The 15,167-nt window shown below is 73.1% G+C and carries 14 protein-coding genes; 9 read left to right on the plus strand and 5 right to left on the minus strand.

Annotation, left to right across the window (positions count from 1 at the left end):
* Positions 1-25: 25 nt before the first annotated feature.
* The 5 genes from GA0070623_RS04435 (at position 26) to GA0070623_RS04455 (ending at position 5,387) form a co-directional block, all read left to right on the plus strand.
* Positions 26-2,089 carry a M4 family metallopeptidase gene (locus GA0070623_RS04435; protein WP_067308635.1) on the plus strand — a complete coding sequence of 688 codons (2,064 nt, stop codon included), beginning with the start codon at positions 26-28 and terminating at the stop codon, positions 2,087-2,089.
* Between the two features lie 169 nt (positions 2,090-2,258).
* A complete protein-coding gene (locus GA0070623_RS04440; RefSeq protein ID WP_067308638.1) occupies positions 2,259-2,684 on the plus strand; it encodes a TOBE domain-containing protein in 426 nt (141 codons plus the stop codon).
* Positions 2,681-3,469, plus strand: coding sequence for a molybdate ABC transporter substrate-binding protein (gene modA / locus GA0070623_RS04445; protein ID WP_067308642.1), 789 nt, complete (start codon positions 2,681-2,683; stop codon positions 3,467-3,469). Before GA0070623_RS04440 ends, modA begins: the two co-directional genes overlap by 4 nt.
* A complete protein-coding gene (gene modB, locus GA0070623_RS04450) occupies positions 3,466-4,278 on the plus strand; it encodes a molybdate ABC transporter permease subunit (protein ID WP_407937964.1) in 813 nt (270 codons plus the stop codon). Before modA ends, modB begins: the two co-directional genes overlap by 4 nt.
* Entirely contained in the window at positions 4,275-5,387 is a 1,113-nt protein-coding gene (locus GA0070623_RS04455) for an ABC transporter ATP-binding protein (RefSeq protein WP_067308646.1), read from the plus strand. The genes modB and GA0070623_RS04455 overlap by 4 nt, the downstream gene beginning before the upstream one ends.
* 48 nt (positions 5,388-5,435) lie before the next feature.
* Here the strand turns inward: GA0070623_RS04455 and nhaA are convergent, their stop codons facing one another.
* The 4 genes from nhaA to GA0070623_RS04475 form a co-directional block, all read right to left on the minus strand.
* Positions 5,436-6,740 carry a Na+/H+ antiporter NhaA gene (gene nhaA / locus GA0070623_RS04460; protein ID WP_231932659.1) on the minus strand — a complete coding sequence of 435 codons (1,305 nt, stop codon included), beginning with the start codon at positions 6,738-6,740 and terminating at the stop codon, positions 5,436-5,438.
* A gap of 188 nt (positions 6,741-6,928) precedes the next feature.
* Positions 6,929-8,830 carry a molecular chaperone HtpG gene (htpG, locus tag GA0070623_RS04465; RefSeq protein WP_084261314.1) on the minus strand — a complete coding sequence of 634 codons (1,902 nt, stop codon included), beginning with the start codon at positions 8,828-8,830 and terminating at the stop codon, positions 6,929-6,931.
* Positions 8,831-8,894: 64 nt separating this feature from the next.
* Complete coding sequence (locus tag GA0070623_RS04470; RefSeq protein WP_067308649.1) at positions 8,895-9,563, minus strand: class I SAM-dependent DNA methyltransferase; 669 nt, start codon at positions 9,561-9,563, stop codon at positions 8,895-8,897.
* Between the two features lie 132 nt (positions 9,564-9,695).
* Positions 9,696-10,235 (minus strand): DinB family protein, encoded by a 540-nt coding sequence (locus tag GA0070623_RS04475; protein WP_067308653.1) that lies wholly within the window; start codon positions 10,233-10,235, stop codon positions 9,696-9,698.
* 94 nt (positions 10,236-10,329) lie between these two features.
* Here GA0070623_RS04475 and smpB point away from each other — a divergent pair, with 94 nt between their 5' ends.
* Both smpB and GA0070623_RS04485 read left to right on the plus strand, forming a co-directional pair.
* Positions 10,330-10,815 carry an SsrA-binding protein SmpB gene (smpB, locus tag GA0070623_RS04480; protein ID WP_067308681.1) on the plus strand — a complete coding sequence of 162 codons (486 nt, stop codon included), beginning with the start codon at positions 10,330-10,332 and terminating at the stop codon, positions 10,813-10,815.
* Positions 10,816-11,173: 358 nt separating this feature from the next.
* A complete protein-coding gene (locus tag GA0070623_RS04485; RefSeq protein ID WP_067308656.1) occupies positions 11,174-11,536 on the plus strand; it encodes an SH3 domain-containing protein in 363 nt (120 codons plus the stop codon).
* A gap of 515 nt (positions 11,537-12,051) precedes the next feature.
* Here the strand turns inward: GA0070623_RS04485 and GA0070623_RS04490 are convergent.
* Positions 12,052-12,903 (minus strand): DMT family protein, encoded by an 852-nt coding sequence (locus GA0070623_RS04490; protein WP_067308659.1) that lies wholly within the window; start codon positions 12,901-12,903, stop codon positions 12,052-12,054.
* A 211-nt stretch (positions 12,904-13,114) separates the two neighbouring features.
* Here GA0070623_RS04490 and GA0070623_RS04495 point away from each other — a divergent pair, with 211 nt between their 5' ends.
* The gene (locus tag GA0070623_RS04495) at positions 13,115-13,687 is read left to right on the plus strand and encodes an ArsR/SmtB family transcription factor (RefSeq protein WP_067308684.1); all 573 of its coding nucleotides are present in this window, start codon (positions 13,115-13,117) and stop codon (positions 13,685-13,687) included.
* Complete coding sequence (locus GA0070623_RS04500; protein ID WP_231932660.1) at positions 13,684-14,949, plus strand: MFS transporter; 1,266 nt, start codon at positions 13,684-13,686, stop codon at positions 14,947-14,949. The genes GA0070623_RS04495 and GA0070623_RS04500 overlap by 4 nt, the downstream gene beginning before the upstream one ends.
* Positions 14,950-15,167 lie beyond the last annotated feature (218 nt).

Consider the following 15,167-nt stretch of genomic DNA (forward strand, 5'->3'; position numbering starts at 1 on the left):
CCGCCCGAGAACAGGAGCACCCCCCTTGAAGCTCTCACCCCGCCTCGTCGCGCTCTCCGGCGCGGTCGCGGCCGGTCTGATCGCCGCGGGCACCACCGCCGCGGTCCAGGCCGCGCCGGCACGTCCCGCGCCCGACCCGGCCCAGGCCCGCGCCACCGCCACCGGCGCGGCCGCCGCACTGGTCGCCAGCCGCCCCGGCTACCTGCACGCCAGCGCCGACGACGCGTTCGTGCAGCGGCCGGTCATCTCCTCCGAGGGCATCCAGTACGTGCCGTTCGAACGCACCTACAAGGGTCTGGCCGTGATCGGCGGCGACTTCGTCCTGGCGACCACCGCCACCGGGGAGGTCAGCTACGCCTCCGTCGCCCAGCAGCAGAGCATCGGCGACCTGTCCACCACGCCGAGGCTCACCGCCACCGCGGCCGAGCGGACCGCCCGCGCCCTGCTGCGGAAGGTCACCGGCGTCGAGGGCACCACGCTGGTCGTGCACACCCTCGGCGCCCGACCCGCACTGGCCTGGGAGACCACCGTCACCGGCACCGGCGCGGACGGCCCCAGCCGGCTCACCGTCGACGTGGACGCCGTCACCGGCGTGGTGCTCGGCACCCAGGAGCACGTCATGCGGGGCACCGGCACCGGGGCGTGGAACGGCCCGGTCACCCTGGCCACCACCCAGTCCGGCAGCACCTACTCGCTGAAGGACCCGGGCACCACCAACCTGAGCTGCCAGGACGCCGCGAACAACACGACCTTCTCCGGCCCGGACGACGTCTGGGGCAACGGCACCGGCACCAGCAGGGAGACCGGCTGCGTCGACGCGCTGTTCTCGGCGCAGACCGAGCACAAGATGCTGTCGCAGTGGCTGGGTCGCAACGGCGCGAACGGCAGCGGCGGCGCGTGGCCGATCCGGGTCGGCCTCAACGACCAGAACGCCTACTACGACGGCAGCCAGGTGCAGATCGGCAAGAACACCGCCGGGCAGTGGATCGGCTCGCTCGACGTGGTGGCCCACGAGATCGGCCACGGCATCGACGACACCACCCCCGGCGGCATCTCCCGGGGCAACACCCAGGAGTTCGTCGCCGACACCTTCGGCGCGGCCACCGAGTGGTTCGCCAACGAGCCGTCCACCTACGACGCACCGGACTTCCTGGTCGGCGAGAAGATCAACCTGGTCGGCAGCGGCCCGATCCGCAACATGTACAACCCGTCCGCGCTGGGCGACGCCAACTGCTACTCCAGCAGCATCCCGGGCCAGGAGGTGCACGCGGCGGCCGGCCCCGGCAACCACTGGTTCTACCTGCTGGCCATGGGCAGCAACCCGACCAACGGCCAGCCGACCAGCCCGACCTGCAACAGCAGCACGGTGACCGGCCTGGGCATCCAGAAGGCCATCAAGATCATGTACAACGCGATGCTGATCAAGACGACCAGCTCGTCCTACCTGAAGTACCGCACCTGGACGCTGCAGGCCGCCAAGACCCTCTACCCGGGCAGCTGCACGGAGTTCAACACCGTCAAGGCCGCCTGGGACGCGGTGAGCGTGCCCGCGCAGTCCGCCGACCCGACCTGCACCGGCGGCACCCCGACGCCCACCCCGACCGCGACCTCGACCCCGACGCCGACCCCCACCTCGGGCGTCTGCTCGGGCCAGAAGCTGACCAACCCCGGCTTCGAGTCCGGCGGCACCGGCTGGACCGCCACCTCGGGCGTGATCACCTCGTCGGCCAGCCAGGCCGCGCACGGTGGCTCCTACAAGGCGTGGCTCAACGGGTACGGCTCGACCCACACCGACACCGTCACCCAGTCGGTGGCCATCCCCGCCGGCTGCCGGGCCACCCTCTCCTTCTGGCTGCACATCGACACGGCCGAGTCGGGCAGCACGGCGTACGACAAGCTGACCGTCAAGGCCGGCGGCACCACCCTGGCGACGTACTCCAACGTCAACGCCGCGAGCGGCTACGTGCAGCGCAGCTTCGACGTCTCGGCGCTGGCCGGTGGCACCGTCACCATCTCGTTCAGCGGGGTGGAGGACAGCAGCCTGCAGACCTCCTTCGTGGTGGACGACACCGCGCTCACCCTGAGCTGACCCCGCACCGCCGGCAGCGGCCGGTCGTCGCCACCCGCGACGGCCGGCCGTCGGCGTTCCGGCCGCCGCATCTCGCCCGCAGATGCGACCCTCTCCAGACTTCCAATGGTGTCGTTGCGAGGGCTGATCACCCTTCCGGCCCGCACCTGCGAGCCGCTAGGGTGACCGGGTGAGTGTCTTCCGGATCCGCGAGGCCGCCGAGTTGCTCGGCGTCAGCGACGACACCGTGCGGCGCTGGGTGGACGCCGGCCGGCTGCCCGCCCAGCGGGACGCGCACGGCCACCGCCTCGTCGACGGCGTCGACCTGGCCGGCTTCGTCCGGGCCCAGTCCGCCGGGCCGGACGAGGGCGCCGAGTTCTCCTCGGCCCGCAACCGGCTCCGCGGGATCGTCACCGCCGTCGTCCGGGACACCGTGATGGCCCAGGTCGACATCCAGGCCGGGCCGTTCCGGATCGTCTCGCTGATGAGCCGGGAGGCGGTCGACGAGCTGGGGCTCACGGTCGGCTCGGTGGCCGTCGCGGTGATCAAGTCGACCACCGTCGTGGTCGAGCGGCCCACCCCGGTCGGTGCCGCCAGGGGACGGAGCCAGCCGTGACCCGTCCCGCCCGCGCCCTCGCCGGCCTGCTCGCCGCGACCGCCCTCGTCCTCGCCGGATGCGGTGCCGACACCCCGGCACCCGCCGCCGGCGGCGACCCGACCGGCACGGTGACCGTCTTCGCCGCCGCGTCGCTCACCGAGTCGTTCACCGCCCTCGGCCGGCGGTTCGAGGCGGACCACCCGGGCACCACGGTGACCTTCAACTTCGCCGGCAGCTCCGCGCTGGCCACCCAGATCACCCAGGGGGCGCCTGCCGACGTCTTCGCCTCCGCCGCCCCGAGGAACATGGCCACCGTCACCGACGCCGGCCACGCCGCCGGCACCCCCGCCGTCTTCGCCCGCAACCAGCTCGTCATCGCCGTACCCGAGGGCAACCCGCAGCGCGTCGTCGGGCTGGCCGACCTGACCCGGCCGGGGCTGAAGGTCGCCCTGTGCGCCGCCCAGGTGCCCTGCGGGGCGGCGGCGACCACCGCCCTGGACGCGGCCGGGGTCCGGCTCACCCCGGTCACCCTCGAACAGGACGTCAAGGGGGCGCTGGCCAAGGTGAAGCTCGGCGAGGTCGACGCCGCCCTGGTGTACCGCACCGACGCCCGGTCGGCCGACCTCGACGTCGACGGTGTCGAGTTCCCCGAGTCCGCCCGCGCCGTCAACGACTGTCCGATCGTGGTGCTGGCCGACGCGCCGAACCCGAACGCCGCCCGGGCCTTCGTCGAACTGGTCCGTTCCGCGCCCGGCCGGGCGGCCCTCACCGACGCCGGATTCCAGCCGCCGTCCGGCTCGTGAGCCCGCGTACCCGTCGGCGGCGCGGCACCGGTCAGCGGGTGCCGGTGGCGCTGCTCGCACCCGCCGCCCTCGGCCTGCTGTTCCTGGTGCTGCCGCTGGGTGGCCTGCTGCTGCGCACCCCGTGGACGTCGCTGGGGTCGCGGCTCACCGCGCCCGGGGTGCTCACCGCGCTGCGGCTGTCCGTCCAGTGCGCCACCTTCGCCACGCTGCTCTGCCTCGCCCTGGGCGTACCCCTGGCCTGGTTGCTGGCCCGGGTGGAGTTCCCCGGCCGGCGGCTGGTCCGGGCACTGGTCACCGTGCCGCTGGTGCTGCCGCCGGTGGTCGGCGGGGTGGCGCTGCTGCTGGTCCTCGGCCGGCGCGGGCCGCTCGGCGGCTGGCTGGACGCCACCTTCGGGGTCACCCTGCCGTTCACCACCACCGGCGTGGTGCTCGCCGAGGCGTTCGTGGCGATGCCGTTCCTGATCATCGCGGTGGAGGGGGCGCTGCGTGGCGCCGACCACCGCTACGAGGAGGCCGCCGCCACCCTGGGCGCCGGCCGGTGGACCACCTTCACCCGGGTCACCCTGCCGCTGGTCGCCCCGGGCATCGCCGCCGGGGCGGTGCTGTGCTGGGCGCGGGCGCTCGGCGAGTTCGGCGCCACCATCACCTTCGCCGGCAACTACCCGGGCCGGACCCAGACCATGCCGCTCGCGGTCTACCTGGCCCTGGAGACCGACCTGGAGGCCGCCGTCGTACTCAGCCTGGTGCTGCTCACGGTCTCGGTGGTGATCCTCGCCGGGCTGCGCGACCGCTGGATCACGGCTCCGTGACCGGCCCGCTGCTCGACGGTCACCTGGTCGTCGACCGGGCCGGTTTCCGGCTGGACGTCCGGCTGCGGATCGCCGCCGGTGAGGTGGTCGCGCTCCTCGGCCCGAACGGGGCCGGCAAGACCACCACGCTGCGCTCCCTCGCCGGGCTGCACCCGCTCACCGCCGGCTGGCTGCGCCTGGACGGGACCGAGCTGGACCGCCCGGACGCGCGGCGGTTCGTGCCGCCCGAGCGGCGACCGGTCGGCGTGGTGTTCCAGGACTACCTGCTCTTCCCGCACCTGACCGCCCGGGACAACGTCGCCTTCGGGCCCCGGCGGCAGGGGCTGCCCCGACGGGCCGCCCGGGAGCGGGCCACCGCCTGGCTGGAGCGGGTCGGCCTGAGCGCGCACGCCGGGCGGCGACCCCGGCAGCTCTCCGGCGGGCAGGCCCAGCGGGTGGCGCTGGCCCGGGCGCTCGCCGTCGACCCGACCCTGCTGCTGCTCGACGAGCCGCTGGCCGCGCTGGACGCCGGCACCCGGCTGGACGTCCGGGCCCACCTGCACCGCCACCTCACCGACCATCCCGGGGCCGCCCTGCTGGTCACCCACGATCCGCTGGACGCCCTGGCGCTGGCCGACCGGTTGGTCGTCGTCGAGGACGGCCGGGTGGTCCAGGAGGGGGATCCCGGCACCGTCACCACCCGGCCGCGCACCGAGTACGTGGCCCGGCTGGTCGGGCTCAACCTCTGCCGGGGCCGGGCGGACGGCCGGCGCGTCCACCTCGCCGACGGGTTCACCGTCCCGACCACCGACCGGCTCACCGGGGACGCCTTCGTGGTCTTCCCGCCCACCGCCGTCTCCCTGCGCCCGCAGCGGCCCGACGACCCACGGACCGACGACCCACGGACCGACGACCCACGGACCGACGGTGGCCCGCCGCACGGCTGGCCCGCCACCGTCGCCGGGGTGCACCGGCACGGGGACCGGCTGCGGGTGCGGCTCACCGGGGCGGTCGCCGCCGCCGCGGACGTCACCCCGGCGGTCGCCGCCGGGCTGCGGCTGCTCCCCGGGCAACGGGTCTGGGCGACCGTGGCGGCCGACGCGACCCGGGTGTACCCGGCCGGTCCGTGACGACACGCCCCGCCGACCACCCGGGCACCACGGGGCCGACCGCCCCGGTCACGGCTGGAACACGTCCGGCACGCCATCGCGGTCCAGGTCGACACGCTCCGCCTCGTGCACCCGCCGGTAGACCCGGCTCCGGGCGCGGAGGATGACACTGGCCAGCAGCGCCGACAGCAGCGAACCGGCCAGCACCGCGACCTTGGCGTGGTCGTCACGCGCGCTGCCCAGGCCGAAGGCGAGTTCCCCGATCAGCAGCGAGACGGTGAAGCCGATGCCGCCGAGCAGGGCGAGACCGAGCACGTCGAGCCAGGTGAGACCCTCGTCGAGGTCCGCGCGGGTGAACCGGGAGACCAGCCAGGTCGCGGCCAGGATGCCGACCGGCTTGCCGACGACCAGGCCGACGACGATGCCGACCGCCACCCGGTCGGTCAACGCGGTGGCCAGTCCGGCCAGCCCGCCGACGGTGACCCCGGCGGACAGGAACGCGAAGACCGGGACGGCGATGCCGGCGGAGATCGGCCGGATCCGGTGCTCGAAGTGTGCGGCCAGGCCGGGACCGGCGTCCGGGCCGCCCGCCGCCGCGCCCCGGGCCACCGGGACGGTGAAGGCGAGCAGCACGCCGGCCACGGTGGCGTGCACCCCCGACTCGTGCACCAGCACCCAGGTGAGGGCGGCGAACGGCAGCAGCAGCCACCACGAGCGGACGCGGCGCTGCACGAGGACCGCGAAGCCGGCCAGCGGCAGCAGCGCGCCCAGCAGCGGGACGACGGACAGGTCCGCGGTGTAGAAGACCGCGATGATCATGATGGCGATCAGGTCGTCGACCACCGCCAGGGTGAGCAGGAAGGTCCGCAACGCCGACGGCAGGAAACGGCCCACCACGGCGAGCACCGCCAGGGCGAAGGCGATGTCGGTGGCGGTCGGGACGGCCCACCCCCGGCCCGCGCCGTCGCCCACGCCAGCGGTGATCACGACGTACAGGACGGCGGGCACGATCACCCCGCCGAGGGCCGCCGCCACCGGCACCGCCGCCCGCCGGGGGTCGCGCAGGTCACCGGCGACGAACTCGCGTTTGAGCTCCAGCCCGGCGACGAAGAAGAACACCGCCAGCAGACCGTCGGCGGCCCAGGTCGCCACGCTGAGATCCAGGTGCCACGCGGCCGGGCCGACGGTGCTGTCCCGTAGTGCCTGGTACCCCCCCGACCAGGGGGAGTTCGACCAGATCAGCGCAACGAGCGCGCCGAGGAGCAGGAGCGCCCCACCGACGGTCTCCCTGCGGAGGATGGCGGCGACACGGCTGGTCTCGCCCCACGAGCGGCGGGCGAACAGGTTGGTGCGGCGGCGGTCGGCGGCGGGCACGGGAACTCCTCGTCGGCAGGGGTCGCGTCGTCCATCGCCGACCAGACTTCCCGGCACACCGGAACCCACCCTACCGGCACCCTGGCGAAACCCCACGACGTGCCCGTCGAGGGGTTCCCCGGCACCGCGCCGCCGCAGGACCCTGCACGGTCCCGGCCGGGTGGGTGCCCGGCCGGGACCGGAGCGGATCAGAGGGTACGGGCCAGCCGGTCGGCGAGCAGCCGGGCGAACCGGGCCGGGTCGGCCAGGTCGCCGCCCTCGGCCAGCAGCGCCGTGCCGTAGAGCAGCTCGGCCGCCTCGGTCAGCGACGACAGGTCGTCACCCCGCTGGTGGGCGGCCCGTAGACCGGTGACCAACGGGTGGGTCGGGTTGAGCTCCAGGATGCGCTTGATCGACGGCAGCTCCTGCCCCATCGCCCGGTACATCTTCTCCAGGGTCGGGGTGATGTCGTTCGCGTCGCCGACGATGCACGCGGGCGAGGTGGTCAGCCGGGAGGAGAGCCGGACCTCCTTCACCGTCTCGGAGAGCGCCTCGCCGAGGAAGGTGAGCAGCGTGGCGTACTCCTTGTTCTGCTGGTCCCGGGCGACCTCGGTGGCCTTGCGCTCCTCCTCGGTCTCCAGGTCCACCTGCCCCTTGGCGATGGAGCGCAGCGGCTTGCCGTCGAACTGGCCGACCCGCTCCACCCACACCTCGTCGACCGGGTCGGTGAGCAGCAGCACCTCGTAGCCCTTGGCCCGGAACGCCTCCAGGTGCGGGGAGTTCTCCAGCATGGTGCGGTTCTCGCCGGTGGCGTAGTAGATCTCGCCCTGGCCCTCCTTCATCCGCGCCACGTAGTCGCCCAGCGTGGTGGGCTCGGTGGCGTGGTGGGTGGAAGAGACCGTGACCAGGTCGAGGATGGTCTCGGTGTTGTCCGCGTCCTCCAGCAGACCCTCCTTGACCACCCGGCCGAACTCGGACCAGAAGGTGGCGAACCGCTCGGGGTTGCCGGCGCGCATCTCCTTGACCGTGCCGAGCACCTTGCGGACCAGCCGGCGGCGAACGATCTGGATCTGCCGGTCCTGCTGGAGGATCTCCCGGGAGATGTTCAGCGACAGGTCGTGGGCGTCCACCACGCCCCGGACGAAGCGCAGGTAGCTCGGCATCAGCGCGGCGCAGTCGTCCATCACGAAGACCCGCTTGACGTAGAGCTGCACCCCGCGACGCCCGTCGGCCTGGTAGAGGTCGTAGGGCGCGTGCGCGGGCAGGAACAGCAGCGCCTCGTACTCGAAGGTGCCCTCCCCGCGCATGTGGATGGTCTCCAGCGGGTCGGTCCAGTCGTGGCTGACGTGCCGGTAGAACTCCCGGTACTCCTCCTCGGCGACCTCGTCGCGCGAGCGCGCCCAGAGCGCCTTGCGGGAGTTCAGGGTCTCCACGGTGGGTTCGCCGCCGTCGACGCCCGGCACGGTGGTACGGATCGGCCAGGCGATGAAGTCGGAGTACCGCTTGACGATCTCCCGGATGGTGCTCCGGTCGGTGTAGTCGTGCAGGCTGTCCTCGTCGTCGGCGGGCTTGAGGTGCACGGTGACCGAGGTGCCCTGCGGGGCGTCGTCGACCGTCTCGACCACGTAGGTGCCCTCACCGGTGGACTCCCAGCGGGTGCCCTCGGTCTGCCCGGCCCGCCGGGTGAGCAGGGTCACCCGGTCGGCGACCATGAACGTCGAGTAGAACCCGACGCCGAACTGCCCGATCAGCTCGCCGCCGACGTTCTCCTTGGACTCCTTGAGCTTGCGCAGCAGCTCGGCGGTGCCGGAACGGGCGATCGTGCCGATCAGTGACACGACGTCCTCGCGGGACATGCCGATGCCGTTGTCCCGGATGGTGAGGGTCCGCGCCTCCGGGTCCGCCACCAGCTCGATGTGCAGGTCGGAGGTGTCGACGTCCAGGTCGGAGTCGACCAGCGACTCCAGCCGGAGCTTGTCCAACGCGTCGGAGGCGTTGGAGATCAACTCGCGCAGGAAGACGTCCTTGTGCGAGTAGATGGAGTGCACCATCAGGTGCAGCAGCTGGCGTGTCTCCGCCTGGAACTCCAGCGTCTCGGTCCGAGTGCTCACACCAACCTCCTCGTACGGGCGTGCCAGATCCGCGCAACAGAATAGAGGTGCCGTGGCGGCCCGGTCACGCCCGGTCGTCGTCCCGGCGAACCAGCAGGCAGGCTTGCGGGGTGCGTTCCGTCGCGCCGTCGAACTCCTGCGGGGCGCGACACATCCGGGCCCGCTCCGACAGCCCGGCGGCGTGCAGCAGGGCGGCCACCTGGTCCGGTTGGCGGCGACGGAAGGCCAGGGATACCGGGTCACCCCACGCCTCGGTGTAGCGGACCGTCTCGTCGCCGACCTGGAAGGCGACGAGCGCGTGCCCGCCGGGGGCGAGCACCCGGTGGAACCCGGCGAAGACCCGGGGCAGCCACTCGTCGGGCACGTGGATGACGCTGTACCAGGCGACCAGGCCGGCCAGGACGCCGTCGGCCACCGGCAGGTCCAGCATGGACCCCTCGACGAAACGCAGGTCGGGGTGGGCCAGCCGGCCCTGGGCCAGCATCCCCGGGGAGAGGTCGAGCCCGGTGACGCTCAGGTCGAGAGCGCGCAGGTGGCCGGTGATCCGGCCCGGGCCGCAGCCGACGTCGAGCACCGGTCCGCCCCCGCCGGCCAGGACGGTCTCGGCGAACGCGGCGAGCACGGCCCGGTCGACCGGGCGGGCGGCGAGTTCGGTCCGGAACCGGGTGGCGTACCCGGCGGCCATCGTGTCGTACGAGGCGCGGGTCTCGGCGAGGAAGTCGGCGTCGGTCACGGCCGCGGACCCTACCGGCCGGGCGGCGTCACCGGGGGCTGCGCCACACCGACCGACCCCGCTCCCGACGTCGGCCCCGGGGCACACCCGCGACCTCGACTCGGGGCGGCACACCCGCGACACGGCCGGGGGTCAGTGGGTGGTCGTCGGGCGGGTGACGTCGTGCACGTGGTGCTCCACGTCGTGCAGGAAGTAGACGGCGAAGCGACCGACGGTGAACACCGAACCGTTGCTGCGCCGGCCCGGCCTGGCCCACTGCGCGGGCGTGACGGCGTCGAACGCGGCGGCGGTCGCCTCGGCCTGGTCGGCGAGTTCCCCGGCCACCCGCGCCGGATCCTGGTGCAGGTAGTCGTCCTCGACGGCGGTGGCGTCCTGGTCCCAGTTGGGGAAGACCGGGTCGTCCTCGTCGAGCATCAGCGCCAGCCGGCCCCGGAAGATCCGGCAGGTGTCCCGCACGTGGCAGGCGTACTCCGTCGGCGACCAGACGGTCGGCGCGGGCCGCCGGGTCGCGTCGGGCCGGGACAGCACCGCCCGCCAGACCGGGACGGTGGCGCGCAGCCGGTCCCCGGTGGTGTCGGCCCGCTGCGGTACGAAGCCGCACTCGGCGCACCCGTCGTCGATAACGAAGGTCCAGTCCCGGTCCTCCGGGATGATCGCCGTCAGGTCGTCCATGCGGTGATCATGCCAGGTCGTCACGGACCGACGGGTCGGGCACGACCGGACGGTAGGGTGGACGCCGACGGACGGGCGGGGCGGGGAGGTCGTGGTGGCGCGGGACGCGGAGCGCAGGCCCATCGCCGTCAACAAGAAGGCCCGCCACGACTACACCGTCCTCAAGACCTACGAGGCGGGCCTGGTGCTGGCCGGCACCGAGGTGAAGTCGCTGCGGGAGGGGCGGGTGTCGCTGGTCGACGCGTTCGCCCAGGAACGCGACGGCGAGCTGATGCTGTACGGCCTGCACATCGCCGAGTACGGCTACGGCACCTGGACCAACCACCAGCCCCGGCGGACCCGCAAGCTGCTGCTGCACCGGGTGGAGATCGCCCGGATCCTGGAGAAGCTGCGCGACCCGGGGGTGACCCTGGTGCCGCTGTCGATGTACTTCAGCAACGGCTGGGCCAAGGTGGAGATCGGGCTGGCCCGGGGCCGCCGGTCATACGACAAGCGCCAGGTACTCGCCGAACGCGACGCGAACCGGGAGATCGCCCGGGAGTTGGGCCGCCGGCTCAAGGGCCGCCGCCCGGCCCACTGAGGCATGCGCTGGACGCGTACTGGCGGCGGCCGGCCGGGCGGCGCGCAATCTCCGCAAGCCATTTTTTCGGTACGCCGAAACGGCTGACCGCCCTGCGCCGGGCGCGTGGGTCGCCGCACGCGCTTTCCCGCACCAGGATCACCGACTTCAATTTCTAGCTGGTCATGCACGCTTTCTTGCGATCACCGCAAAGGCAGTTGGCCGCGATCTGCCATATAGGACGAATTCATTTATAGGACATAAAGTATAATATGGGACCACGAATCGGACAGCTGACAGTCTGTCACGTCGATGCGCTTCACCATGGTGGAGCGGCGCAAACAGGAGTTCGCCGCTTCCAACCATTCGGGGAGAAGTCATGCAAAGGCTCAAGCGAGCAACGATCACCGTCGGCGTGCTCATGGCGGCGACCGCGATCGTGCCCGTCATCTCGGCAGGTCCCGCCTCGGCCCATGCCGCTTGCGGAGTCTCGGCCGGCGACAAGGACAGCAGCACCTGGCGGGCCACCGGTGGCGGTGCCAACATGCGGTCCGGGTCCAGCACGTCGTGCAGCATCAAGGGCACGGCGGGTAGCGGACAGCGGTTGGACTACCACTGCTTCACTGTCGCGAACGACGGCTACACCTGGACCTTCCTCCGCAACGACAGCACGGGCAAGACCGGGTGGGTCCGGGACGACCTGCTGTCCGACGGCGGCAGCCTCGTCTGGTGCGGGTTCTAGTGCGGCAGCAGCCTCGCTGGACAAGGCATGTGTTCGGTCGAGGCGGCCCGGTGGCGACAAGCCGGTGTGCCTGGTGACCGCACAGTCTCCGCACATCGCATGATGGGCAGGTGACTGGGTCCGGCTCCCTGCCGCGTCATTCGTCAATGCGACGACAGGCCGAGTCGGCATCGATCGACGATGGCCCCCCGAGACAATCTCGGGGGGCCATTCCGCATCTCTTTGAAGGATCGCTGCCGCAGCCGATGGCATGCGTTCATTGAACCGGGCTCCACCGACGAAGAATGTCGTTGATCCGTCGTCTCCACAATTCTGGCAGGTGCAGGGAAAGCTCGGTGGAAAACCTCGCGACCACTGCGGTCAAAGAATCTCGGCGTCGATAGGCGTGCAGGGGAAGGTGAACTCCGACGTTTTGTGAGCTGGCGGGAATTGCTTCGATGCGCGCCGCCGCGGCCCGTGAATGTCGCACACGTGCTGTCGATTGATTGCGGACAGGTTGCCACGTCCCGAATGATTCACGTCGGGCTGCCGTCCGCCCCGGCGGTGTCGGCGGTGCCCGGTGAGCTGGCCAGCACCACCGCCGCGGCCACGGTGGCCAAGGTGGCCGCGACCGCCCAGGGCAGCCAGCCGGCGCGTACCCCGTCGCCGAGCAGCAGCACCCCGGCTAGCGACGGCACGACGATCTCGACCGCCCAGAGCACGGCGGTGACCGGCCCGACCTGCCCGTGCCGCAGCGCGTGCGCGTAGAGGATCGTCCCGGCCACCCCGGAGACGACCAGTCCCCAGCTGACCGGCTCCCGCAGCAGGTCCCACAGCGCCGTGCCGGGCTGGCCCAGCGGGTCGGTCGGCGGGGTGAACGCCCGCGCGCAGAGCGCGGTGATCCCCCAGGACACTCCGGCCAGGGTGGCGGCGACGATCGGCCGGGCCACCCGCAGGGCAGCGACCCCGGCGGCGGCGGTCAGCACCGCCGCGACGGCCAGGCCGTACCGCAGCGCCGTCGACGCGGCGACCGGCGGTTCGGGGCCGGCGGCCAGCGAGATCACGGTGAGGGCGGCGACGGTGAGCAGGATCGCCCCGGTGTCCCGGCGGCGCAGCCGCGCGCCGAGCACGATCCGGGCGATGACCACGGTGACGGCGAGGGAGCCGGCGGTCACCGACTGGACCGCGTACACGGGCAGCTTCTGGAGGGCGACCAGGGAGGCGAGCCAGGCCAGCGCGTCGCAGCCCAGCCCGGCGAGGTAGAGCGGGTGGCCGAGTGCCCGCAGGGTGCTGGCACCGCGCCGGGCCCCGACGGCCTGCAGGACCGAGCCGACACCGTAGCCGAGCGCCGCGCCGAGCGCGAAGGTCAGCGCGAGCCCGGACGTCACCGCCCCCTCCCGGCCCGGTCGGGCCCGGCCGCTACCGCCGATCCGCTCATCGACACCGCCTCCGGCTCGCGGGCCGGCCGGTCCCCCGGCCGAAGCTCCCGTCGGATTCTCCCCGCCCGACGTGCGGTCCGCAGCGCGTCGACCGTCGGCCCGCCGCGCCAGTTATACAAGAAGTCTTGTACTTCAAGTGTTGTTCTTCTACCGTGACGGCATGACCGAAGAGCCCACCCTGCACCTGACCGACCCCCGGGCGATGCGTGCGCTGGCCCACCCGACCCGGTTACGGCTGCTCGGCGAGCTGCGCGTGCGGGGCCCGCAGAGCGTCGGCATGCTCAGCGACGCCATCGATGAGGCGGTCGGCACGGTCAGCTACCACCTGGGCAAGCTGGCCGAGCACGGCTTCGTCGAGGAGGCCCCCGAGCACGCCCGGGACCGCCGCGAACGCTGGTGGCGCGCCACCCACGCCCGGACGTCCTGGGAGCCGGTCGAGCTGCTCGGCGACCCCGAGCGGCGGGCCGCCTCCGACCTGCTGCGCCGCGCGGTCCTCGACCGGTACACGGAACGGCTCGGCCACTACCTCGACGTCGAGGCGACCCTCGACCCGCAGTGGGTGCGCGGCACCGCCAGCAGCGACTCCTGGCTGCACCTGACCAGCGACGAACTGATCGAGCTGCGGGCCGACCTGGAGGCGCTGGCCGCCCGCTGGCAGGCCCGCAGCGACCCCGCCCGGCCGGGGGCCGCAACGGTGACGTTGATGTACCACGCCTTCCGGGACCAACGGTGACGAAAACCCGCCACCGCGCCCCGCTGGTCGGGCTGCTGGTCGGTCACGCCGTCTCGCTCACCGGCAACATGCTCACCCTGATCGCGCTGCCGCTCTACGTGCTCGCCGAGACCGGCTCACCCGCCGCCACCGGCCTGACCGGCGCGGTCGCCGCCGTACCGATGGTGCTCGGCGGCGCGCTCGGCGGGGTGCTGGTGGACCGGATCGGCTACCGCCGGGCCAGCGTCCTGGCCGATGTGGTCTCCGGGCTGACGGTCGCCGCGGTGCCGCTGCTCGACGTCACCGTCGGCCTGCCGTTCTGGGCACTGCTCGGGCTGGTCTTCGCCAGCGGCCTGCTCGACACCCCCGGACAGACCGCCCGCAACGCCCTGCTGCCGGAGGCGGCCACCGCCGCCGGCGTGCCTCTCGAACGGGCCGTCGGCTGGTACGAGGCGAGCGAGCGCGGTGCCCGGCTGATCGGCGCACCGGTGGCCGGGCTGCTCGTCGCCACCCTCGGCGCCCTCCCGGTGCTGGCCCTGGACGCCGCGACCTTCGCGGTCTCCGCGCTGGTCGTGACGGTGCTGGTGCCCCGCTCGCTGCGCCCGGCCCCGCCGACCGACCCGGCCGGCGGGGGCTACTGGCGGGACTTCGCCGCCGGGGTGCGCTTCCTGACCCGGGAGCCGCTGTTGCGGGCGGTGGTGCTGCTGGTGCTGGTGACCAACTTCTTGGACGCGACCAAGAGCAACGTGCTGCTGCCGGTGGTGGCCGACCGGGAACTCGGCGGAGCCACGGCGTTCGGCCTGCTGGTCGGCGCGATGGGTGGCGGCGCGCTGGCCGGCTCGCTGCTGTTCAGCGCGGTCGGCCACCGGCTGCCCCGCCGGGCCACCCTCGTCACCGCGTTCGCCCTGGCCGGTGCGCCACCCTTCTGGGCGCTGGCCGCCGCGCCGCCGCTGCCCTGGATCGTCGCGGTCTTCGCCACGTCCGGATTCGCCGCCGGTGCGATCAACCCGCTGCTCGGCGCGGTGGAGCTGGAACGGGTGCCGGCGCATTTGCGGGCCCGGGTGTTCGGGGTGATCGGGGCGGGCTGCTGGGCCGGCATCCCGCTGGGCGCGCTCGCCGCCGGGGTGGCCGCCGACCGCTTCGGCACCACACCTGTCCTGCTCACCGTGGGCTGCTGCTACCTCCTGGTGGTCCTCACCCCACTGCTGGGCGGCCCCTGGCGCACGATGAACCGCCCGATCACCCCCACCCGCCCGGCCCCCACCCCCACACCCGTCACCTGAGCCGAACCCCGCCCCCCGTTCCCGCCCCCCGTTCCCGTTCCCGGTTCCCGCCCCCGGTTCCCGTTCCCGGTTCCCGCCCCCGGTTCCCGTTCCCGGTTCCCGCCCCCGGTTCCCGTTCTCGGTGATCAAGAGGTTTGCGTCAACCTGAAGATCGAAGTTGACGCAAACCTCTTGATCAGCTGACGCAAACTTCTTGATCACCGGGGCGAGCGGGGCGG

Origin of the sequence: Micromonospora rifamycinica, assembly GCF_900090265.1 — a bacterium.
GTDB classification, from domain to species: domain Bacteria; phylum Actinomycetota; class Actinomycetes; order Mycobacteriales; family Micromonosporaceae; genus Micromonospora; species Micromonospora rifamycinica.